The 21,617-nt window shown below is 60.6% G+C and carries 18 protein-coding genes; 5 read left to right on the forward strand and 13 right to left on the reverse strand.

The features are described 5' to 3' along the window. Nucleotides 1-103 precede the first annotated feature (103 nt). The 4 genes from ABLV30_RS09320 to codB all read right to left on the reverse strand — a co-directional run bounded on the left by ABLV30_RS09320 (nt 104) and on the right by codB (nt 4,974). The gene (locus ABLV30_RS09320; protein ID WP_064377819.1) at nt 104-1,093 is read right to left on the reverse strand and encodes a LacI family DNA-binding transcriptional regulator; all 990 of its coding nucleotides are present in this window, start codon (nt 1,091-1,093) and stop codon (nt 104-106) included. A gap of 145 nt (nt 1,094-1,238) precedes the next feature. Then, nucleotides 1,239-2,477 carry a cytosine deaminase gene (codA, locus tag ABLV30_RS09325; protein ID WP_080528574.1) on the reverse strand — a complete coding sequence of 413 codons (1,239 nt, stop codon included), beginning with the start codon at nt 2,475-2,477 and terminating at the stop codon, nt 1,239-1,241. Beyond that, nucleotides 2,474-3,709 carry a PucR family transcriptional regulator ligand-binding domain-containing protein gene (locus ABLV30_RS09330; RefSeq protein WP_009653171.1) on the reverse strand — a complete coding sequence of 412 codons (1,236 nt, stop codon included), beginning with the start codon at nt 3,707-3,709 and terminating at the stop codon, nt 2,474-2,476. Before ABLV30_RS09330 ends, codA begins: the two co-directional genes overlap by 4 nt. A 2-nt stretch (nt 3,710-3,711) precedes the next feature. After that, a complete protein-coding gene (gene codB, locus ABLV30_RS09335) occupies nt 3,712-4,974 on the reverse strand; it encodes a cytosine permease (RefSeq protein ID WP_057173675.1) in 1,263 nt (420 codons plus the stop codon). Between the two features lie 518 nt (nt 4,975-5,492). Between codB and ABLV30_RS09340 the strand changes: the two genes are divergently transcribed. From ABLV30_RS09340 to ABLV30_RS09350, 3 genes are read left to right on the forward strand one after another with little or no spacing between them, the layout of a single operon-like run. Continuing rightward, complete coding sequence (locus ABLV30_RS09340) at nt 5,493-6,104, forward strand: methylthioribulose 1-phosphate dehydratase (protein WP_014837792.1); 612 nt, start codon at nt 5,493-5,495, stop codon at nt 6,102-6,104. Between the two features lie 24 nt (nt 6,105-6,128). Next, nucleotides 6,129-7,625 carry an FGGY-family carbohydrate kinase gene (locus ABLV30_RS09345; protein WP_032748674.1) on the forward strand — a complete coding sequence of 499 codons (1,497 nt, stop codon included), beginning with the start codon at nt 6,129-6,131 and terminating at the stop codon, nt 7,623-7,625. Next, entirely contained in the window at nt 7,622-8,650 is a 1,029-nt protein-coding gene (locus ABLV30_RS09350; RefSeq protein WP_025106415.1) for a 2-hydroxyacid dehydrogenase, read from the forward strand. Before ABLV30_RS09345 ends, ABLV30_RS09350 begins: the two co-directional genes overlap by 4 nt. A 38-nt stretch (nt 8,651-8,688) precedes the next feature. On the opposite strand, the gene ABLV30_RS09355 is transcribed toward ABLV30_RS09350, so the two are convergent. From ABLV30_RS09355 to ABLV30_RS09375, 5 genes are read right to left on the reverse strand one after another with little or no spacing between them, the layout of a single operon-like run. Beyond that, complete coding sequence (locus tag ABLV30_RS09355; protein ID WP_032694339.1) at nt 8,689-9,633, reverse strand: sugar kinase; 945 nt, start codon at nt 9,631-9,633, stop codon at nt 8,689-8,691. A gap of 11 nt (nt 9,634-9,644) precedes the next feature. Beyond that, nucleotides 9,645-10,646 (reverse strand): ABC transporter permease, encoded by a 1,002-nt coding sequence (locus tag ABLV30_RS09360; protein ID WP_025106413.1) that lies wholly within the window; start codon nt 10,644-10,646, stop codon nt 9,645-9,647. Next, entirely contained in the window at nt 10,646-11,632 is a 987-nt protein-coding gene (locus ABLV30_RS09365) for an ABC transporter permease (protein ID WP_102803492.1), read from the reverse strand. The genes ABLV30_RS09360 and ABLV30_RS09365 overlap by 1 nt, the downstream gene beginning before the upstream one ends. After that, nucleotides 11,629-13,134 (reverse strand): sugar ABC transporter ATP-binding protein, encoded by a 1,506-nt coding sequence (locus ABLV30_RS09370; protein WP_047725149.1) that lies wholly within the window; start codon nt 13,132-13,134, stop codon nt 11,629-11,631. The genes ABLV30_RS09365 and ABLV30_RS09370 overlap by 4 nt, the downstream gene beginning before the upstream one ends. A gap of 44 nt (nt 13,135-13,178) precedes the next feature. Further along, nucleotides 13,179-14,159 (reverse strand): sugar ABC transporter substrate-binding protein, encoded by a 981-nt coding sequence (locus tag ABLV30_RS09375; protein ID WP_004848735.1) that lies wholly within the window; start codon nt 14,157-14,159, stop codon nt 13,179-13,181. A gap of 538 nt (nt 14,160-14,697) precedes the next feature. Here ABLV30_RS09375 and ABLV30_RS09380 point away from each other — a divergent pair. Then, the gene (locus ABLV30_RS09380) at nt 14,698-17,007 is read left to right on the forward strand and encodes a molybdopterin-dependent oxidoreductase (RefSeq protein WP_265801502.1); all 2,310 of its coding nucleotides are present in this window, start codon (nt 14,698-14,700) and stop codon (nt 17,005-17,007) included. 156 nt (nt 17,008-17,163) lie between these two features. On the opposite strand, the gene ABLV30_RS09385 is transcribed toward ABLV30_RS09380, so the two are convergent. Together ABLV30_RS09385 and mtnC are read right to left on the reverse strand one after the other, a co-directional pair. Then, nucleotides 17,164-17,706, reverse strand: coding sequence for an acireductone dioxygenase (locus tag ABLV30_RS09385; RefSeq protein WP_004848741.1), 543 nt, complete (start codon nt 17,704-17,706; stop codon nt 17,164-17,166). Beyond that, a complete protein-coding gene (gene mtnC, locus ABLV30_RS09390; RefSeq protein WP_014837800.1) occupies nt 17,703-18,392 on the reverse strand; it encodes an acireductone synthase in 690 nt (229 codons plus the stop codon). The genes ABLV30_RS09385 and mtnC overlap by 4 nt, the downstream gene beginning before the upstream one ends. A 194-nt stretch (nt 18,393-18,586) precedes the next feature. Between mtnC and ABLV30_RS09395 the strand changes: the two genes are divergently transcribed. Then, entirely contained in the window at nt 18,587-19,732 is a 1,146-nt protein-coding gene (locus ABLV30_RS09395; RefSeq protein WP_163520840.1) for a pyridoxal phosphate-dependent aminotransferase, read from the forward strand. Here the strand turns inward: ABLV30_RS09395 and ABLV30_RS09400 are convergent, their stop codons facing one another. Both ABLV30_RS09400 and ABLV30_RS09405 read right to left on the reverse strand, forming a co-directional pair. Beyond that, complete coding sequence (locus ABLV30_RS09400) at nt 19,733-20,362, reverse strand: ParB/RepB/Spo0J family partition protein (protein WP_047724253.1); 630 nt, start codon at nt 20,360-20,362, stop codon at nt 19,733-19,735. Continuing rightward, nucleotides 20,347-21,570, reverse strand: a complete 1,224-nt coding sequence (locus ABLV30_RS09405) for a DUF3440 domain-containing protein (protein ID WP_048261273.1) — start codon at nt 21,568-21,570, stop codon at nt 20,347-20,349. Before ABLV30_RS09405 ends, ABLV30_RS09400 begins: the two co-directional genes overlap by 16 nt. Between the last annotated feature and the right edge of the window lie 47 nt (nt 21,571-21,617).

Below are 21,617 nucleotides of genomic sequence, written 5' to 3' on the forward strand. Positions count from 1 at the left end.
ACACGTGTGCAAATTGCCTGAAAAAAACGGCCCCGAAGGGCAAAATGAGTGTGGATGGATTAAAAATATTATTCTGTGATCGCTCCGGCATAAAATGAATTTTTCATTTCGCGCTTTGACGAACGATCAGTTTCACCGGCACTTCGCGATGGCGTGACGGCAGGCTGAATTTGGCGATCCGCGTGACCAGCAGATCCACCGCGTGGTGGGCGAGCAGGGAGGTATTCTGCTGCACGGTAGTCAGCTGATAGGGCTGCCAGTCCGCCTGGGGAATATCATCGAAGCCGATAATCGCCGGTAGCGAAGCGGCGGGGTTGTCCGCCCGCAGGCCGTCCAGCGCGCCGAGCGCCAGCATATCGGTGGCGCAGAACAGCGCCTGCAGCTGCGGATGCGCGGCAAGCAGCTGCCTGGCTGCGGCAAAGCCCGCCTGATAGCCGCTGCTGTCGCAGAAGTGCGCGGCGACCTCCATGCCCTGGGTATGGGCAACAAACGCTTCGTAGCGCTGGCGGGTGCTGAAGTTATCCAGGCTTTCGCCGATAAACCCGGCCTGGCGCCACTGGCGCTGGGCAAACAGGTCGGCCACCAGCTTCGCGCCCTGCGCGTTGTCGCTGCACACGCGATCGCAGCCGGCCAGCTCGGCGTGGCGGTTGATAAGGGTCACCGGGATTTTTCGCTCCAGATACTCCTCCGCCAGCGACAGCGGCGGCGCCCCGGAGGTGATAATGACCCCCGCGACATGATAGCTCAGCAGCTGCCTGAGCGACGGGGCGAGCTGCTGCGGATCGTCGGCGTTCATCAGCAGCGGCATAAAACCGTTGAGCGCCAGCTGGTGGACCAGCGGCGACAGCAGCTTGCTGCGGAAGGGGTTATCAAAGCCGGCGGTGACGATGCCGATAAAATTGCTGCTGCCGGTATTCATCGTGCGGGCGATAATGTTGACCTGATAGCCCAGCGTTTCCGCCGCGGCGAGGACCTTCTGGCGGGTTTTTTCCGCCACCGATGCGCCGGGCGTAAAGGTGCGGGAAACCGCGGAACGGGAGACGCCAGCGAGTCGGGCAACGTCCTCTGCCTTAATCCATTTTTTTTCGCTCATAGTATCAGGGTACGGGTTATCCTCAGTGAGCCCGCGCCGACGCTGGAACCCATGGCCGGCACGGAAAAAGTCGTTAAAAGGTACCACATAAATCCCCGGGCGAGCAGTGGGTTGACGCGGCATCGCGGCCGCGTCAACGTCAGGCTTATGCCGGATAGCGAATCTGCTCCGCCTGGCGCTGCAAAATAACTTTGCCGTGACGAATGGAGGTCAGCACTTTGGCCTGGCGGCGCAGCGCGTCATAGTCGTTTTCCGCATCGAGGATCAACAGGTTCGCCGGGCGTCCTTCGGCAATGCCGTAGTTGTCGCCGAGGCACAGGGTGCGGGCGCTGTTATCGGTAATCAGATCGAGGCAGCGCTGCAAATCTTCGTATCCCAGCATATGGCAGATATGCAGCCCGGCGTCGAGGATGCGCATGATGTTGCCGTTGCCCAGCGGGTACCACGGATCCTGAATGGAGTCCTGGGCAAAGCAGACGTTGATCCCGGCGCGGTCCAGCTCCGCCACCCGCGTCACGCCGCGGCGTTTCGGCCAGCTGTCGAAGCGACCCTGCAGATGAATACTTTCGGTCGGGCAGGAGATAAAGTTAATGCCCGAAGCTTTGAGCAGGCGGAACAGCTTCGAGCAGTAGGCGTTATCGTAAGAGCCCATGGCGCAGGTATGGCTGGCGGTGACCTGCGCGCCCATGCCGCGCACCCGGGCCTCTTCCGCCAGCACTTCCAGAAAGCGCGACTGCGGGTCGTCGGTTTCATCGCAGTGCACGTCCACCAGGCAGCCGTGGCGCTGGGCCAGGTCCATCAGAAAAACCAGCGAGCTGACGCCCTTATCGCGGGTATTTTCATAGTGCGGAATGCCACCCACCACGTCGGCGCCCATTTCGATGGCGCGGGTCATCAGTTCGCGTCCGCCGGGGAAGGACTCAATGCCCTCCTGCGGGAAGGCGACGATCTGCAGATCGATAAGATGGGCCGCCTCTTTTTTCACTCTCAGCATCGCCTCAAGCGCCGTCAGGGAAGGGTCGGTGACATCAATGTGGGTGCGCACGTGCTGCACGCCGTTGTCGCGCAGCATGCCGATGGTTTTCAGCGCCCGCTGGCATGTATCTTCGACGGTGACGCTCGCTTTGCGCTGGCTCCAGCGGGCGATGCCCTCAAACAGGGTACCGCTCATATTCCACTCCGGCTCGCCCGCCGTCAGGGTGGCGTCAAGATGGATATGCGGTTCGACGAACGGCGGGATGACCAGCTTTTGCTCAGCGTCGATATCGTCGGCGTCAGCCGCCTGCGCCGCGGCCTGCGCGGTGATGCTTTTAATCAGGCCGTCCTGTAAGTCGAGGGTATAGAGCGCTTCTTGATGGCGCAGGCGCGCGTTGATAATTTTCATGGTTGTTCCCGTAAATGGTTTTGCGACATACGCCAGATCGCTAAGGCGACCGAGGCGTTGAGATGAAACTGCGGGTGGCTGACCGGATAGCCGGTCAGCTTTTCAATACGCTGAATGCGTTGATGCAACGTGTTGCGGTGAATGCCCAGCCGCTCGGCGGCTCTGACCACGTTGCCGCTCTCCTGAAGCAGCGTTTCCAGGGTCTCCATCAGCAGCCAGGGACTTTTGCGATCCGGCTCAATCAGACAGCCGAGGGTGTCGTGCATAAAGTCGCTCAGCAGCGCGGGGTCGCTAACGGCGGAGAGCAGCTTGATAAACCCCAGCTGCTGGTAGTCGCTGATGCGCTGGGCCGGACGCAGGTTATCGCTGAGGTCCAGCGCCTGACGCGCCTGCGACAGCGCGCGCTGATATCCCTGCAGCTGCTGCACCGGCGCCGAAAGGCCGCACAGCAGCGATAGCCCGTCGTCGCCCTCCGCCAGCGCGATCAGCCACGCCTGGAGCCACGTTTTTTGCTGATAAAATTCGCCTTCCTCATCCGGAAGCAGAAAGAGAAACATATTGCTGCGCTCGACCAGCGGAAAGGGATTGCCCTGCTGATTGAGCTGCTGCTGCAGGCGCTGGCGTACGGTGCGGCGGGCCTGCTGCAGCCAGGCTTCGGCCTGCTCCGGCGGAAACTGGCGAAACAGGCGCGGTATCCCCTCAAGGCGCAGCGCCGCCACCCGCAGCGGGCGGGTAAAATCCAGCTGCTGGTGGAGCGCCCGCTGATGCAGGATTTGCAGGTCGGGATAGTCGCCGGTTAACAGCTGCAGCAGAATATCGCGCTGCGATTGCAGGGCGTTTTCGCTGCGCACCAGCGCGGTACCGATGCGTTCGGTCACGATCACCATTTTCAGCAGATAGGGCTGTTCGATCAGCGGAATGCCCAGCTCGTCGGCCAGCGCAATCAGGCGCGGCGGGATCGCCTGAATGTACGCGTCGCCGGTGAGGATCACCATCCCGGCGATCCCGCGCTGCTTGCCCTCCATCAGCAAATGGATCAGGTTTTCTTCATCGCGGGGATGGTTGATCCCGGTGATAAACACCAGCTCCCCGCCCATGATCCATTCGGCGATATTTTCATTTTCCGCCACGTAGTACCAGCGAACCGCCAGCTGCAGCCCCTGCTTACCGGCGCGCAGGCGCATGGCGGAGAGCCCCTCCAGGGCGAGGATTTCGCTGACCGTCAGGCTCACGGCTACTGCTCCGTGACCGAATCAGCGGCGGGCTGACGTTTGCTCAGACGCGTCAGCGCGATATAGACCAGTGCGGAAACGGTAATGCCAACCAGCGGGGCGATCCACGGCGACAGGTAAGCCACCACCGCGCCCACGGCGTAGGCGCCCAGCCCCAGCCAGTTAAAACGCGGCAAACGGGCGGTGTGCAGCAGCGGATAGCGGCCGCCGCGATAAAACCAGTAGTCGGCGAGGATAACGCCGCCGATGGGCGGGATGATGCTGCCCAGCAGCACGAGGAAAGGGATCAGCATTTCATACATACCGCCAATGGCCAGCAGAATGCCGACGCCGGCGGCGACCACGGTCAGGGTGCGGCGACGCTCGCTGCGCAGCAGATGACAGGCGGCGGCCGAGACGTTATAGATCGTCGGCCCCTGAATCGTCAGCAGGTTGAGGCACAGCATTACCACCGCGGCGACCGACAGCCCCTGCAAAATCAGCACCTCGACGATATCGGCCTGCTGGTAAACGATGGCGCACCAGGCGCCGGCGATAATCATCAGCCCGTTGCCGATCAGGAAGCTGCTCATGCTGGCGACGATGGCGGTGCGGCTGGAGTTGGCCAGCCGCGTCCAGTTCGTCGCCTGGGTCGCGCCGCTGGCAAAGGTGCCGAATACCATGGTAATGGCCGCCGACCAGGTCATGGTTTCACCCGGTTCGATTTGGGTCATCGCCTGCCAGCCGCCGGCGTGATGGGCGGCAAGGTACATCGACACCACCAGCAGAATAAACATCAGCGGTACTGATACGCGCGACAGCGCATCCAGCCCCTTATAGCCCACCAGCGCGGTGACGCAGAACAGGATGCCGAACAGGATCATCAGCGGAATCGTCATCGCCGCAGGCAGGGCGAGGATTTTGACCAGCGAGATGGCGACCGTCGCGGTTCCCCAGGCGTACCAGCCCAGCTCGGCGAAACCGAGAATAAAATCGGCGAGCTTGCTGCCGATTTCACCGAAGCAAAAACGGCCCATCAGTACGGTATTTAGCCCGCTGCGCGCGGCAATCCAGCCGAGCGAGGCGGCGTACAGGGCCAGCAGAAAGTTACCGATAACCGCAATCCACAGCAGGTTAACGATGGAGAAAGAGACGCCAAGCTTGCCCCCCGCGAACATGGTGCCGGTGAAAAAAGTAAAGCTGAACAGAACCATCGAGATGGAAAAAACGCCCTTGCGCCCGGCGGCGGGCGCTTCGACGAGCGGAAAATCATTGCTGTTTGACATGGTGGAACCTCTGAGTGGCTATCCAAATAGCGATGGCAGAGGGGTAGCAAGAGGTGTGCCAGAAAAAGCGGGGCAGGGGTAACACAATGGGGTGGGCAGTATGCACATAAAACGACGTTAAACGGCCGCTGTTTGCCATAAATGTGTGCACAGTGCCATGTTTTGCACCGCCGTGGGGCAGTGGGATGTGACTCCTGCCCCCGCATTTTGTCGGACGACGGCTGGCGTCTTACCCGACCTGGGGGGCAGGTCAGAATCGACAAATGATGCCAATTTTACGCCGTTTCCCGGCGGCACGATCCCCCATCTTTTTAACCGCCCGCAGGCGGTAATTTTGGCGTCATGAAAATGCTCAGTTGTATTGTTGTTAAAAAGAGTAATTTCATATGCTTTTCTGATATAACCATTATCAATGTAAGTCTTTCCTGAAATATTGTTCGCTTACGCTGGCGGTGTTAGTATCGGGTAAATAGCCATTTAGACGGCTAAATACAACATCGCTAAACTAAGGAACTGCTATGTGGCAAGAAAGACTCGCGCAACTGGTCACCACCTGTCATTGGATCGGCGCGAAAGGCTGGGCACCGGCCACCGGCGGCAATATGTCGGTGCGTCAGGATGAGACCTGGTGCTGGCTGAGCGAGTCGGGGCGCGATAAAGGCAGCCTGACGACGGAGGATTTCCTGCAGGTGGAGATCGCCAGCAATAAAGCGCCTTCCGGACGTAAACCCTCTGCTGAAACCGGCCTGCATACCCTGGTGTATCGCCTGTTCCCGGAAGCGAATGTCGTGCTGCACGTGCATACCGTCAACGCGACCGTGCTGTCGCGGATTGAAAAAAGCGCCACCCTGGCGCTGCAGGGCTATGAGATGCAGAAAACCCTGACCGGCCAGCACAGCCATCTTGATACCGTGCCGGTCGCCATTTTTGATAACGACCAGAATATCGATGCCCTGGCGGCGCGCATTGAAGATTATGCGCAGACCCACCCGCTGCGCTACGGCTTCCTGCTGCGCGGCCACGGCCTGACCTGCTGGGGCAAAGACATTCACGAAGCCCGTCGCCAGCTCGAAGGACTGGAATTTTTGTTCGAATGTGAACTGATGCGCCGCCGCTACGAGCGCGACTAATTTCTCTTCACCAACGGGTCAGGCATGGATTTTTATCTCGGAATCGATATCGGCACCTCGCGCGTGAAAGCGGTGCTGTTTGATGAACGCTTTCAGGCGTGCGCCAGCGCGGCGCAGAACACCGGCCCGCGGCTGTCGGCCAACGGCCACGCCGAGCAGGATATGGCCCAGCTGTGGCAGTCGGTGGTGGCGATTTTACGCGATATTGCCCGGTATCCGGCGCTGCAAAGCGGGCGTTTACGCGCCATCGGCCTTGCCGGGCAGGGCGAAGGGGTCTGGCTCAGCGACGCCGAAGGCGAACCGGTCGGGCCGGGTATCCTGTGGAGCGACACCCGCAGCCGCGACCTGATGAGCGAACTGCTCAGTCGCCCCGGTTTTGACCGTCGCTTCTTTGACGATACCGGTACCCATCTGCAGCCCTGCAACACCAGCATGCAGCTGTACTGGCTCAAGCATCACCAGCCGGAGCGGCTGGCGGCGGCCCGCTATCTGTTTTTCGCCAAGGACTGGATCCGCTTTCGCCTCACCGGCGTCGCGGCGCTGGATCTTACCGATGCCAGCACCTCTTTGCTGAATCAGCAGAGCGGAAAGCTATCCACGGTGGTGCTCAATGAGATGGGCCTGGCAGATTTACAATCTCTGTTCCCACCGCTGCTGGCGCCGGACGTGCAGGCGGGCGCGCTACGTGAAGAGGTCGCGGCGCTGACCGGGCTTCCCGCCGCCACGCCGGTCGCGGCGGGGGCGCTGGATGTGTGCAGCGCGGCGCTGGGCTGCGGCGCGGTCAACGATGGCGATATTTATACCATTCTTGGCACCACCTGCTGCACCGGTATCGTCTGCCACGGTCGCCAGACGGTCAACGAGGGGACGCGCTACGTCACCCATACCGAAGCGGGCAGCTTTATTAACCTTTTTCCGATGCAGGCCGGGACGCCGAACATCGACTGGCTCCAGCAGCAGATTGCGCTGGAGCCGGATTTACAGCAGCTGGAACAGCATATCGCCAGCGTTGAGCCCGGCAGCGGCGGCGTCTTCTGGCAGCCCTACCTCAACGGCGAACGCGCCCCGTTCTTTAGCCCCGAGGCGCGGGCCGGTTATTTCGGCATTAGCCAGCACACCACCCGTGCGGAGCTGCTGCGGGCGGTGTTTGAAGGGCTGGCTTACGCTATCGTCGACTCGCTTCAGGGCTACCCGCAGGGCGGCGAACTGTACCTGACCGGCGGCGGCGCGGCTTCGGCAACCTGGCTGCAAATCATTGCCGACTGCACCGGCAGAACGGTGGTTTCCAGTCCTTTCAACGAGCTTAGCGCGCGCGGCGCGGCGATTCTGGCGGCGCGCAGCGTCGATGCCCTGAGCCGCTATCCGGCGCTGGAGCAGACCCGCTATCGACCCCATCCGCAGGCGCACAGCCGCTACGCCGCGCTCTATCCGGTGTATCGCCTGCTGCGCGAGCAGATGCTCCCGGTGTGGCAGGCCCGCCGCGAGGCGCTTCAACGTATTTCTCAGGAACAACGCATATGAAAATTGTTTTTACCGCCGAACACGCCGGCGACCTCAGCGCTTTTCAGCAACTGGGCGAACTGCGGGTAGAAGGCTGGGCGCTGGGCAAGCCGAAGCTGAGCGCAGGCCAGCTGATCGAACTGGCCCACGACGCCGAGGTGCTGGTGACCAGCTACGATGAGGTGACGGAAGCGGTGATCGCCGCCTGCCCGCGTTTACAGGTGATCGCCTGCACCCGCGCCAATCCGGTGAATATTGATACCAAAGCCGCCCAGGCGCGCGGTATCCGCGTGCTCTATACGCCGGGGCGCAACGCGGACGCCGCCGCCGAGCTGACGCTGGGGCTGATGCTGAGCCTGGCGCGGCATATTCCGCAATCCCACGCGGCGCTGAAGCGCGGCGAATTCACCCACGCCGAAAACGCCGCGCAGGCCACCCAGAGCGGACTGCGCCGCGATGTGGTGTGGGACGTTAGTCCGCAAAGCCCTTATGAAGTCTTTAAAGGCAGCGAGCTGCGCAACAAAACCCTGGGGCTGATTGGCTACGGTAATATTGGCCGCCGGGTGGCGCGTATCGCCCGCGCCTTTGGCATGGCGGTACTGGTGGTGGACCCGTTTGTCGCCGCCGAGGATATCAACGAACCGGGGCTGCAAAAGACGACCCTTGAGGGGCTGTTCCGCGAGGCGGATATCGTGAGCCTGCATCTGAGCAGCGGCCCGCACAGCGATGGGCTGGTGAACGCGCCATTGTTGAACAGCATGAAGCCGGGCGCGCTGCTGATCAATACCTCGCGCGCGGCGGTCGTGGACGAAGACGCGCTGATTCACGCGCTGCGCCACGGCCCGCTGGGCGGCGCGGCGCTGGATGTCTACCATAGCGAGCCGCTGTGGCGCGACCATCCGTTTGTCACCGAGTTTGATAACGTGATTATTACGCCGCATATCGCCGGGGCGACGCGGGAGAGCATTGCTAAACATACGGCGATGATTGCCGCCGACCTCCAGCGCTATGTCGCCGGAGAGCCGCTGCTCTACCAGTGGCGTTAAGCCGCGCTTGCCGCCGCGCAATGCGGCGGCGAAGCTTGTTATCCGCGACGGTGGGTCGCCATAAACTCCTGCGTATGCTGCCAGTCCACCACGCCGGCATCCGATCCCATGCCGGTCGCCACCAGCGCGGCGACGGCGGAAGCCACCTCGCACGCCGCTTTGACGCTTAACCCCCGGGCCAGTGCGGCAATAAAGCCGCCGCAGTAGCTGTCGCCGCAGCCGGTAGTATCTACGGCATCGACCCGGAACGGCGCGATATGCTCGACGGCGCCGTCGCGGGTCAGCAGCCAGGAGCCGTTTTCGCCGTCCTTCAGAATGCAGGTTCCGACGCCAAGCGCAAAGAAGACGCGGGCAATCGCTTCCGGCTGGGTCTCCCCGGAGAGATACGCCGCTTCTTCAAGGGAAGGCATAAAGTAGTCCACCGACGGCAGCAGCGGGCGCAGCAGATCCAGGGTGCCCGCGTCGGGGGCGATTAAATCAAAGCTGGTGGTGACGCCGCGGGCTTTCGCCGCCCGCAGCAGCAGCGCGCTTTGCCCGCTATCCATCGCCGCCAGCAGGCCGGTGCCGCCGTGGTGCAGGAACCGGCAGTCGAGGATCGCGTCAAACTCTTCTTCGCGGATAAAAAGCGCATCGGAAGCGCCCCGACAGTGCAGCGCCGGGCGCTCGCCGTTGGGGCGGATGGGCAGGATCGTCGCCGACGTTTCCTGCTGCGCCGTGCGCTGGAGCAGCGAGCAGTCGATCCCCAGCCGCGCATAGCTGGCGAGGATAAAATCGGCTTTTTCATCTTCACCGAGGCAGGCCACCGCGGCGGTGCGAATGCCCAGCTTCGCGGCGTTAATATTGGCCCCGGCGGCGGTTCCGGCGGGGTTAAGACGAATTTGTTCGATAAAGGCTACCCCGCCGCGCGGTGGGATGTCGATCACCGGGCGACCGGCGATATCAAGAATAGTCAGGCCGACAAAGACGGCGTCAAAAGCTGCCATAGGTGCTCCGCTTAACGATGGGTCTGGCGCAGACGCGCCTGCCAGAAGGAGAGGGCCAGCGCGACCACCAGAATCACGCCCACCAGCGCATCCTTCACCAGGTAGTTCAGCCCCATCAGGTTCAGGCCATTATCAATAATCGCGAGAAACAGCACCCCGCCGAGGGTGCCGGCGATGCTGACCCGGCCGAGCCGGTTAAAGGCGGTGCCGATAAAGACCGCGGCGATGGCGTCCATCAAGTAGGCCTGGCCGGCCAGCGGCGTAAACTGGCGCAGGTTGGCGGAGAGAATGACGCCGCCGACGGCGCACAGCGCGGAGGCCGCCACCAGCACCCACAGCATGGTCCGGCGGTCGCGGATCCCGGCGATACGTGCCGCTTCGCCGTTCTGGCCGATAGCGCGCACGTACTTGCCAAACAGCGTGCGTTCGGTCAGCAGCCAGGCTACCAGCCACAGCGCCAGCACAATCACCACCGGCGTCGGAATACCGGCGATATTGCCGACCGCCAGATCGTGATACTCCGGCGCCATCCGGCGGTAGGAGATAGAGCCGCCGCCGTCGGTATAGATACGCTCGGCGCTGCTGGCGATAAACCAGGTGCCGAGGGTGGCGAGGAACGGACGAATCTGGCAGATAAGGATCAGAAAGGCGTTCAGCAGGCCGATAATCACCCCGCCGAGCAGCGCGCAGCCCACCGCCGCCTGCCACGGCAGGTGCCAGGTCTTCAGCGCCACCAGCGCAAAAGCGGCGCCGAAATCCAGCGCCACGCCGACGGAGAGGTCAATCGCCCCGGCGCTAACGATAAGGGTCATCGCCATCGCCACGATCAGCAGAATCGCGCTGCCCTGCAGCAAATTGGCCCAGTTATCGAAGGTCAGAAATACCGGGTTCGCCCAGCCGAACAGGGCAATCGCCAGCAGGGTAATGACGCCGAATCCTGCCCGCGATAGCCACGCCAGCGGACCGCTGCCGGTTTGCCCCGTTGAGGGGGTCTTGAGCGTCAGTTGGCTCATTAATGGCCTCCTTTATGTCTGACCGCTGAAGCCGCCAGCACCACGAGGATCAGGCCGCCTTTGATCGCGCCCATCCAGAAAATATTCACTCCCAGCAGGCCGAGCCCGTTAGAGAGCGCGTTGACCAGCACCGCGCCGAGCAGCGCCCCCCAGATGGTGACCACGCGCCGCCGCGAGAACGCCGCGCCGATAAAGGTCGCGAGGACGGTTTCCAGCAGCAGCGGCGTCGCCGTGCCGCTGGAGCTGCCTGAGCCCTGGCTGAGCAGCGGCAAAATCGCCAGGCCGGCGGCGATGCCCGCCAGCAGCCAGACGATAATGGTCAAACGGCGAACGTTGAGTCCGCTCATCTGCGCCATATCGCGGTTACCGCCCACCGCCTGTAAATGCTGGCCGAAGCGGGAGTGGTGGAGCAAAAACTGAAACAGCGCGAATACCGCCAGCAGATAGATCAGCGGCCAGGGAATGCCGAACAGATCGTTATCGCGAAAGGCCACCATCAGCGGGTCGCTCACCGCGATGCGCCGCTGGCCGGTCAGCAGGTCGGTCAGCCCGGTGAAGGCCACCGAAGTTGACAGGGTCGCCAGCAGCGGCGGCAGGCCCGCCGCCAGCACCAGCGTGGCGTTGACGGCGCCGCAGGCCAGGCTAACGGCGAGCAGCAGTAACAGCAGCGCCAGGTAAGGGGTGTTCCACTCCGCCATGCCGAGGCTGAGCAGCGCGACGCCGAGCACCGCGATGGCGGGCAGCGACAGGTCGATGCCGCCGGAGACCACATCATCGCCGCCGACGGCAATCACGCAGACCAGGCCGAAGCAGAGGATCGCCAGCGGCACGCTTTGCACCAGCATCATGCTGATATTTTGCCAGCTTAAAAAGAAAGGCGACTGCAGGCTGAGCCAGACCAGCAGCGCAAAAAAGAGAATCAGGGGAAATTTTTCGATAAGCGTCGTGATGCCCGGAAGGGGGCGGCGCTGGATACCTGCACTCATACCTGTTGTTCCTGTCCACCGTTAATCGTCACCAGCAGCGCGTCCAGCGTCAGCCCCCGGGTCGGGAGATTGGCCACCAGCTCGCCGCGCCACATCACCAGGATGCGGTCGCAAAGGCCCAGCAGCTCCGGCGCGTCGCTGGATGAGACCAGAACGCCGCGACCGCGATCCGCCAGCTCGCGGGTGCGCTGATAAATATCGCGGCGCGCGCCGATATCCACCCCGAGAGTGGGTTCATCAAGAATAAAAAGCCGCGCATCGGTGCCCAGCCAGCGGGCGAGAATCGCCTTTTGCTGGTTGCCGCCGCTCATAAAGCGCACCGGAAGCTCCGGACGGCCGGGGCGGATAGAGAGCTGGTCGATCCAGCTGCGCGCTTTTTCCAGCGCCCGGCCGCGGTGCTCCCAGCCGAAAGTGGCGGTCTCCGGTAGCGAGGCCAGATTGATATTGTCGGCGGTGGTGAAGGGGAGAATCAGCCCCTGATGGCGGCGGTCGCGCGGCACCAGGGCCAGTCCGGCCCGGGTTGCCTGATACGGCGTCCGCAGCCGCTTCGGCTGGCCGTCAACGCTTATCGTGCCGCTGCGGGCGCGGCGTAGCCCGTAAAGCAGATCGATCAGCACGTCGCGCCCGGCGCCCAGCAGTCCGGCGACGCCGACGATCTCTCCCGGCTGAATATCAAAGGTAATATCGCGTAACTGCTGCCCGTCGCTGAGATGGCGAACCGACAGTACCGGGGCAGCGGCATCGACCTGATGCGCGCTGCTCTGGCGCGGGGTATAGAGCTGTTCGATATCGCGGCCGACCATCATTTTGATCAGCGCGTCGGTATTCTGCAGAAGCGCCCGGTCGGGGTAGCCGACCACCTCGCCGTTACGTAGCACCGTGCCGCGATCGCAAAGGGCGGCGATTTCGTTGAGATAGTGGGAAATGTAGAGAATCGCGATCCCCTGTTCCCGCAGGCGCAGAATCGCGGAGGTGACCAGGCCGGCTTCCTGCGCTTCCAGCGGCGCGGTGGGTTCATCGAATACCACCAGCTTTGCCGCGCCGTCGATCAGCGCTCTGGCGATTTGCACCAGCTTGCGTTCGGCGAGGCTGAGGTCGCGGATCAGGCGGCGGGGATGAATATCCAGCTGCCAGCTGTCGCGGAAAAACGCCCGGGTGGCCGCGTTCATTCGCCGCCGGTCCAGCGCGCCCCAGCGGGTGCGGTACTCCTGGCCGAGAAACACCGATTCCGCCACCGTAAAGTGCGGGATCAGGTTAAGTTCCTGGTGAATAACGCGGATACCCAGCGCTTCAATCGCCGCGGGATTGCCGAGCGGCAGCGGCGCGCCGTCAAGGGTGGCGCTGCCGCTGTCGGCCCGATAGACGCCCGCGAGGATTTTTATTAGCGTCGATTTTCCCGCGCCGTTCTCGCCGATCAGGCCGTGAATTTCACCGGGATTCAGAAGCAGCGTGACCGCATTTAATGCAGTCACGTTGGCAAAGCTTTTGCCGATCTGGTTCATCGCCAGACCAGCGGCGGGGTTAACCCCGCCGGAGGATGGAGTGATCACTGCAGTTCGCCATATCCCAGCTGTTTGTAGACCGCTTTTGCCTCCTGCGGGCCTTTCACCGGCACCACCGGAATAAAGGTCTGCAGGGGCAGCTTCTGTTTGTCGAAGTAGCGCGCGACGTTATCGGCGGAGGTCTGGCCAATCAGGTGCGGCTGCTGGGCGACGTTGGCGACGAACGGGCTGCCCGGCTCGGCCATGATCTCCAGGGTTTCCGGGCCGGCGTCGATCGCGGTGACCTTGACGTCTTTATCGCGGCCGGTCTCTTCCAGCGCCTGGACAATACCGATAGCCGGCTGATCCCAGCAGGCGACATGGATGGCGTCGAGTTTGCCTTTTGGATACTGGCTCAGCAGTTCGAGGGTTTTCTTACGCGCATCTTCCGGCGAGTTGGCAAACTGCTCGGCCAGCTCCGGTTGAATAATGTGAATATCCGGATAATCTTTGAGGACATATTTCCACTGGTCATAACGAATGCCGCAAATACGCAGGGAGCTGGAGAATGCGTTAAATACCGCAACGTTGCCTTTGCCGCCCAGTTCATCGGCCATATAGCGACCAATGGTCGATCCCAGGGTGTAGTTATCGGAGGTGGTGTTATTGACCGAATATTTTGAAACGTGGTCTACGGTAAATACCGGAATGCCGGCATCGCGTAGCGCTTTGAATTTAGGCTCAACGGCGCTGTCGCCCAGAATGCTAATTACCGCATCGACCTTGCGCGACAGTAAAATATCGTGGTTATTCGCATGAACCTGGTTATCGCGGCCGCCATCGACGCCGATCACTTTACCCCCCAGTTTCTCTACCTCTTCGGTCGCACCCTTATAGGCTTCACGATCCCAGAAGTGCTGCGTCCCGACCACGGCGACGCCGATAGTTTTTCCCTGAAGTGATAAGGCATCCGCCGCCAGAGCGTTGACGGAGGCGAGCGAGAGCAGGCCCAGCGCGATGGGCAATAATTTCATTTTCTGCGACATTCTTATTATGGTCCTGTGATGGAGGTGGCTGTGCGGAGCAGTAGCATGACAACAACAGCCACACAATCTCAAATACAAAATATGTCTAAGTTATACCCGTTATACTTCAAGTTGCATGTGCGTTGGCTACGTGCGTTCACCCGAATCACTTACTTGAGTAAGCTCATCGGGACTCTCTTACTTGCCGCCTTCCTGAAACTTGAATTATTTAGGGTATATTAACGATGTTATATCGCAGATTTGCCTGAGGAAAACGTAAATTTGTTATCTGTAACCTGAAAATATTTCATGATGCAGCTTAATCCCTTTTTATTTTGTGGGCTTAATTTGCTTGCAACTCTTATTTATTCAAATAAAGATTGCTGCTTAATTAAAATTATTCTGTCGCTGTAATATATCGCATCCTGGAATGGCGTAGAGCTATTCTGCGTGGAAAATCCTTTCTCTGTAGCAGATTGTATGGTGATACGTATTTTATTCCCAGGATTCGCACGCTTTATTATGGCGGCCTTTATCGGGTGAGAAGAAAACAGTCAAGATGAAAAAACAACATAATCTGACCGTAATGCACTGGGGAACCTGGCAGGTCCAGGCCCGTGACGGCAACATTGAGACGGTGACGCCGGTGCCCTGGGATAAAAATCCCTCACGTATTGGTCAGTCGCTCCCCGATGCGGTCACCAGCAAGACGCGCATTCGCCGTCCGGCGGTGCGCGCGGGCTACCTGCAAAATGGCCCGGCTTCGCGCGAGGGGCGCGGTAAAGAGCCGTTTGTTGAGGTGAGCTGGGAGGTGGCGCTCGATTTACTGGCCCGCGAACTGAATTCGGTCAAAACGCGCTGCGGCAATGAGGCGATTTTCGGCGGCTCCTACGGCTGGGCCAGCGCCGGTCGTTTTCACCACGCGCAAAGTCAGCTGCACCGCTTCCTCAAGTGCTTCGGCGGCTATACCGCCAGCACCAACACCTACAGCAGCGCGGCGGGCGAGCGCATCCTGCCGCATATTCTCGGGCCGCTGAGCCCGCTGCACCGCCAGCATACCCACTTTTCCGAGCTGGCGCGCGAATGCCAGCTGTTTGTCGCATTCGGCGGCCTGCCGCTGCGTAATGCGCAGGTCAACGGCGGCGGCGCCAACGACCATATGCTGAAATACTGGCTGGAAAAGATGCAGGCGCAGGGGACGCGCTTTATCAATATCAGCCCGGTGCGCAATGACCTGAGCGCCGTGGAGAGCGCCGAGTGGCTCGCCGTCCGTCCGGGAACCGATACCGCGCTGCTGCTGGCGCTCTGTTATGTGCTGATTAATGAATCCCTCTACGACAGCGGTTTTATCGCCAGCCATACCGTGGGTTTCGCGCCCTATCGCGCCTACCTGATGGGGGAGAGCGATGGCGTCGCAAAAACGCCGGAGTGGGCGGCGGCAATAACCGGTATTGAGGCGCAGCGGATTGCCGCGCTGGCGCGCGAGATGGCCAGCCAGCGCACGATGGTCAATATCTCCTGGTCGATTCAGCGGGCGCGCCAGGGCGAGCAGGCCTACTGGGCGACGGTGGCGCTCACCGCGCTGCTGGGGCAAATCGGTACGCCGGGCGGCGGACTGGGGTTTGGCTACGCCTGCACCAATCTGGCGGGGGCGGCGCGTAAGGCCTTTTCCGGGCCGCGCCTTCCCGCCGGAGAGAACGCGGTAAACCAGGTGATTCCGGTGGCGCGCCTTTCCGATATGCTGCTGCATCCGGGCGAGGCATACGAGTTTGACGGCCAGCATCTGCGCTATCCCGACATCCGCCTCGTCTACTGGGCCGGCGGCAACGCGTTTCATCATCATCAGGATATTAACCGCCTGTGTGAAGCCTGGCGGCGGCCGGAAACGGTGGTCGTTCATGAACAGTTCTGGACCGCGCAGGCTAAATTTTCCGATATCGTTCTGCCGGTCACTACTTCGCTGGAGCGGGAAGATATTGGCAGCGGCGGTCACGACGGTTTTATGATCGCCATGAGCGCGCAGATCCCGCCGGTAGGCGAAGCGCGCGATGATTACGCCATCTTCTGCGACCTTGCCGAGCGGCTGGGCTGCGGCGAGCACTTTAGCGAGGGGCGCGACGCCGGGCAGTGGCTGCGGGAGATCTACGAAGCGTCGCGGCCGCGCGCGCGGGAAGAGGGGATCGCGCTGCCGTCGTTTGATGAATTCTGGCGGCAGGGGGTGCTGGAATACAGCGCGCCGGAGAAACCGCAGGTTTTCCTGGCGGATTTTCGCGCCGACCCGCAGCGCTATCCGCTCTCTACGCCTTCCGGCAAGATCGAACTTTTTTCCGAAACCATCGCCGGGTTTGGCTATCGCGAGTGTCCCGGCCACCCGTGCTGGGATGAGCAGGAGGCGGCCTGGCAGCGGCAGGAGGCGGCGCGCTGGCCGCTGCATCTGCTCTCCAGCCAGCCGCGCACCCGCCTGCACAGCCAGTACGATCACGGCAGCGTGAGCCGGGCGACGAAAATTCAGGGGCGCGAGCCGCTGTGGATGCATCCGCAGGATGCGCAGGCGCGGGGCATCAGCGAAGGCAGCGTGGTCAAGGTCTTTAACGCCCGGGGAGCGATTCTCGCCGGCGTGCATCTCAGCGAGCAGATTTTGCCGGGAGTGGTGCAGATGTCGACCGGCGCCTGGTACGATCCGCTGGACCCGAATGAAAAAGGCTCGCTGGATAAGCACGGCAATCCCAACGTGTTAACCGAGGATCGCGGCAGCTCGCGGCTGGGGCAGGGCTGCAGCGCCCAAAGCTGCTGGGTGGAGATCGCGCCGTGGCGGGACGCGCTGCCGCCGGTGACCGCTTTCGACCCGCCGAGGTTTATTGGCGCTTAGGCGCAGAGAATCGCCAGGCGGCGGCTGGCGCCTTGCCCGGCTTACAGGATCATCGCCGTTTGCGGGTCGGGTAGCCCGGACAGGCGCGTTACGCGCCGCCTCCGGGAAAGCGCCTTGAGAGTGATGATAAGCCTGTTCACCCGTTGAATCGCGGCGTTACGCTAGCCGCGGGTAGGCGCTGGCGATATCGTCGCCGGTAAACTGGGCAATCCAGCCTTCCGGGTTGTCGAAGATGCGGATGGCGGTGAAGTTGGGCTCCGAGCCCATATCAAACCAGTGCGGCGTGTGCGCCGGAACGGAAATCAGGTCGTTCTTTTCACAGAGCACCTGGAATACCTCGTCGCCAATATGCAGGCAAAACAGGCCGGCCCCCTCGACGAAGAAGCGCACTTCGTCTTCCCCGTGGGTATGCTCGTTGAGGAATTTTTCCCGCAGCGCCTCTTTCTGCGGATTATCCGCACGCAGGCTGATCACGTCCCAGCTCTGGTAACCCTTCTCAGCCACCAGCTTATCAATCGCATGCTGATAGGCGGCAATAACCGTTTCTGAGGCTGGCGCCGCGCCTAAATCGCGGTCGGCCTGCCAGCGCTCGAAGCGGACGCCTTTGGCGTTGAGCTGCTGCTGGATCTCTTCGGCGTTCGTGCTGTGCCAGAGAGAGTTTTGCGGGTCTTTCACGGAAAAAATGGTTAATGCGCTCATGCTGGGATCTGCTCCGGATGAATATCGTCAAAACGCTGAACCTGCGGATGGTGGCTGGCCGGGTCACGGTCGCCGCGCACCAGCTGTAGGGTGCGGAAGCCGGCCTCTTCGGCGGCATCCAGCTCCTGATGGATATCGGACAGGAACAGGATGGCGGCAGGAGGCTGTCCCAGCTGCTCAGCAATATTGCGGTAGGACTGCGCTTCGCGCTTGGCGCCTACCAGGGTATCGAAATAGCCGTTAAACAGATGAGTAATATCACCTTCGTCGCTGTAGCCAAATAACAATTTCTGCGCGGCGACAGAGCCTGAGGAATATACATATAAATCAATACCCTGTGACTTCCATTTTTCTAGCGACGGCAGGACGTCAGGATACAGGTGGCCGGTGAAGTCGCCATTGACGTAGCCTTCGCGCCAGATAATCCCCTGGAGCGCCTTGAGGGCGGTGGATTTGCGGTCTTCATCCATAAAGGCGAACAGGGTAGCAATAAGCTGCTCGACGCTGGCCGCCGGTTGGGCGATCTCTTCGCGCAGGTTATCGAGAATGGTCTTTACCGGATCGACAAACTGCTGGGCGGTCACGAAGCCGGCCAGGCGTTCGCGAGCGTACGGGAACAGGACGTTGTGGACGAAGCGAATGTCGCTGGTGGTGCCTTCAATATCGGTCACGATAGCGCGGATCATGAGTTCTCCAGAGTGAGCGGTAGGTCGTGCTGACGGTGGCGTTGTGCTGCTCGCTGTTTTCCACTCATAAGCATAAGCGAAATAACATTATCATTTAGACGTCTAAGCGTCTTGATTGCCAAATATTAACATCGTGTTATAGTGGCTTCAACAACAGCATCACAGACGGTACAAAAAGAATGAGCAATAAGCCACTGATTCCTGAGAGTAAACTTCCTTCACTGGGCACCACGATCTTTACCCAAATGAGCGCTCTGGCCCAGCAGCATCAGGCGATTAACCTATCGCAGGGGTTCCCGGATTTCGATGGTCCGCGCTATCTGCAGGAGCGTCTGGCGCATCACGTGGCGCAGGGGGCGAATCAGTACGCGCCGATGACCGGCGTGGCCGCGCTACGCGACGCCATCGTCGATAAAACGGAAGAGCTGTACGGCTACCGTCCCGATGCCAACAGCGACGTGACCGTTACCGCCGGCGCGACGGAAGCGCTCTATGCGGCGATTACCGCGCTGGTACGTTCCGGCGACGAAGTCATTTGCTTTGACCCTAGCTATGATAGCTACGCCCCGGCGATTGAGCTGTCGGGCGGCGTGCTGAAGCGCATTGCTCTCCAGCCGCCGCATTTTCGCGTTGACTGGCAGCAGTTCGCCGCGAGCCTCAGCGACAAAACCCGGCTGGTTATCCTCAATACGCCGCACAACCCGTCAGCGACGGTATGGCAGCGGGAAGATTTTGCCGCGCTGTGGCAGGCGATTGCCGATCGTGAAATCTATGTGCTGAGCGATGAGGTTTACGAACATATCTGCTTTGCCGCCGAAGGGCATGCCAGCGTGCTGGCGCATCCGCAGCTGCGCGAGCGGGCGGTGGCGGTCTCTTCGTTTGGCAAGACCTTTCATATGACCGGCTGGAAGGTGGGCTACTGCGTGGCGCCTGCCGCCATTAGCGCCGAGCTGCGTAAAGTGCATCAGTATCTGACTTTTGCCGTCAATACGCCCGCTCAGCTGGCGATTGCCGATATGCTGCGCAGCGAGCCAGAGCACTATCGCCAGCTGCCGGCGTTTTACCGCGAGCGGCGGGACCTGTTTATTGATGCGCTGCGCGCCAGCCGTCTGGAAATTTTGCCCTGCGAAGGGACCTACTTCCTGCTGGCGGACTACAGCGCGGTCTCCGATCTGGATGATGTCAACTTCTGCCGCTGGCTCACCACCGAGATCGGCGTTGCGGCGATCCCGCTGTCGGTGTTCTGCGCCGATCCGTTCCCGCATAAGCTGATACGCCTGTGCTTCGCCAAACAGCCAGCCACGCTGCTGGCTGCGGCGGAACGACTGTGTCGTCTGTAGTTATTTAACGGTCCACGCCTGAGAAAATTGACGGTCGCCGAACATCTCCACCAGGCCGTTGATTTGCTTCAGGCGCAATACTTCGTCTGAGTCCATCCCTAACTCTTTGCCGATTTTCTCGTCACACCAGCCGAGATGCGCCAGCTCCTGGACGATTTCCGACATCGCATGAATCTGATGACGTCCGCGCGCCCGGTTGTGGCGGATGGTGGCGGCCATCAGAGAATCACGCCCGGGGCTGCTCTTTTCCAGGCAGGTGACGGGAAGGTAGCCTTTCAGCCGTTTTTTCAGCGCCGCTCTGCCGCTCGCCAGCTCATGACGGTGAAAACCGTCGATAATGGAATAGCGCTCCTGATCCTGTTTCACTACCACAATGGGCTGCGTGAAGCCGTCCGTTTCCAGCGAGGTGAACAGCAGGCGTTTTTCCGGTGGAGCAAGGTTATTTGGGTTGTAATCATTAGGCAAAACGGCGTCCTGTTTTACCCACAATACGCAGTCAACCGGTTGTGATTTGAAGGGGCTATATTCATGCAGAATCTGGCGAAAGGCGTTAAGCGCAGTAATCTTTTCCTCTTCATCTTCCAGCGATTGTAGATAGCGTTCGAGATCCTGGATTAATTGTCGTTGCATAGTATTCCCCATTGCTGGCGCTTTTTATTCATCCGTTCGCGATAGCGTTTATATTGCGTTGCTTTGGTCGGGCTGAAAGAGAGCTGGCGGCACCAGTAATCATTGTTCAACAGAACCTTACAGATGCGCCGCCAGGACGGGACGTCTTTCGAGCCAATATCCGCCGGTTGCGTGTCCGGAATATCCATCATTCCCTTTTTTTGGTACCAGTGAAGATAGACGGCGATTTTATTGCGGTAATGTTCCGCCGTTTTCTCCGGCATGCTGTCGAGTAAAAACAGGGCGAAGCTTTTCCAGGTATGATGCGCGGGTTTATCCAGCTTACGATGGCCATAGAACTGATTATCGTGACCGGCGTAGACCCCGCCGCAGTGGACGCCGCTGACGCGCTGGCACATGGCGGCCCAGCGTTCAGGCTCCAGCACATGGTAGAGCCACAGCCCCTGGCGCTGCTCCGGGCCAAAGGGTTCGCAGATACGCATATAGCGCAGCGGAACGCCCGCCTGATACATCAGGTTATAGAGCGGGTTGTAGGAAAGGCCGCTTTTACCGAACCAGGTCCAGATATCGGCGGTTTTCCAGTCGTAGATAGGGTAGATGTACCACGCGTGTCCGCCCGGCGCGGAGGTGGTCCAGGGTTTATCGTCGGCGAAGCGAAGCTTGCGCTGCGAGGAGATGGTGATAAACCGATTTAACGATTCATCGGCGCGGATGCCGATCATTATCGCCGCGGGACGATTTCGCGAAAACCAATCGGCAAATTCGCGAACGAACGTTTCAAAACTCATGCCCGATTGATAAAACGGGAAAAAGCCGGGATCGGTAATCGCGTCCTTTGGCGGTTGGCGCACCCAGCGCGCGCCGGGTTCCCAGCACTGCCATTCGGGATGATATTGGGTCAGAGAGTTCTGGGTGGTGAGAGGCAACGCGACCCAGAAAAATTGCTCAATAACGTCGCGATACTCTGCGCGCATCTTTTCACAATGCGCAATGGTGCAGGAGAACTGCGCTTCCCAGTCGACAAACAGGACGCAAATCTTTTTGCCTGTACGGCGGGCCTGCTGCGCCGTGAGATGCAGCATGGTTGTAGAATCTTTACCGCCAGAAAAAGAGACGCAAATACGGGAGAAGTTTTCCATTACCCATTCTATTCGCTGCTGACTGGCCTGCAGAACGGACTCGGGTAATGGAAGTTTTATAAAAGACACAGCCATTATTCCTTTAATTCTTAAAGATACTGTGTACTTATATCATA

The organism is Klebsiella sp. CN_Kp113 (assembly GCF_040064585.1).
GTDB classification, from domain to species: Bacteria; Pseudomonadota; Gammaproteobacteria; order Enterobacterales; family Enterobacteriaceae; genus Klebsiella; species Klebsiella michiganensis.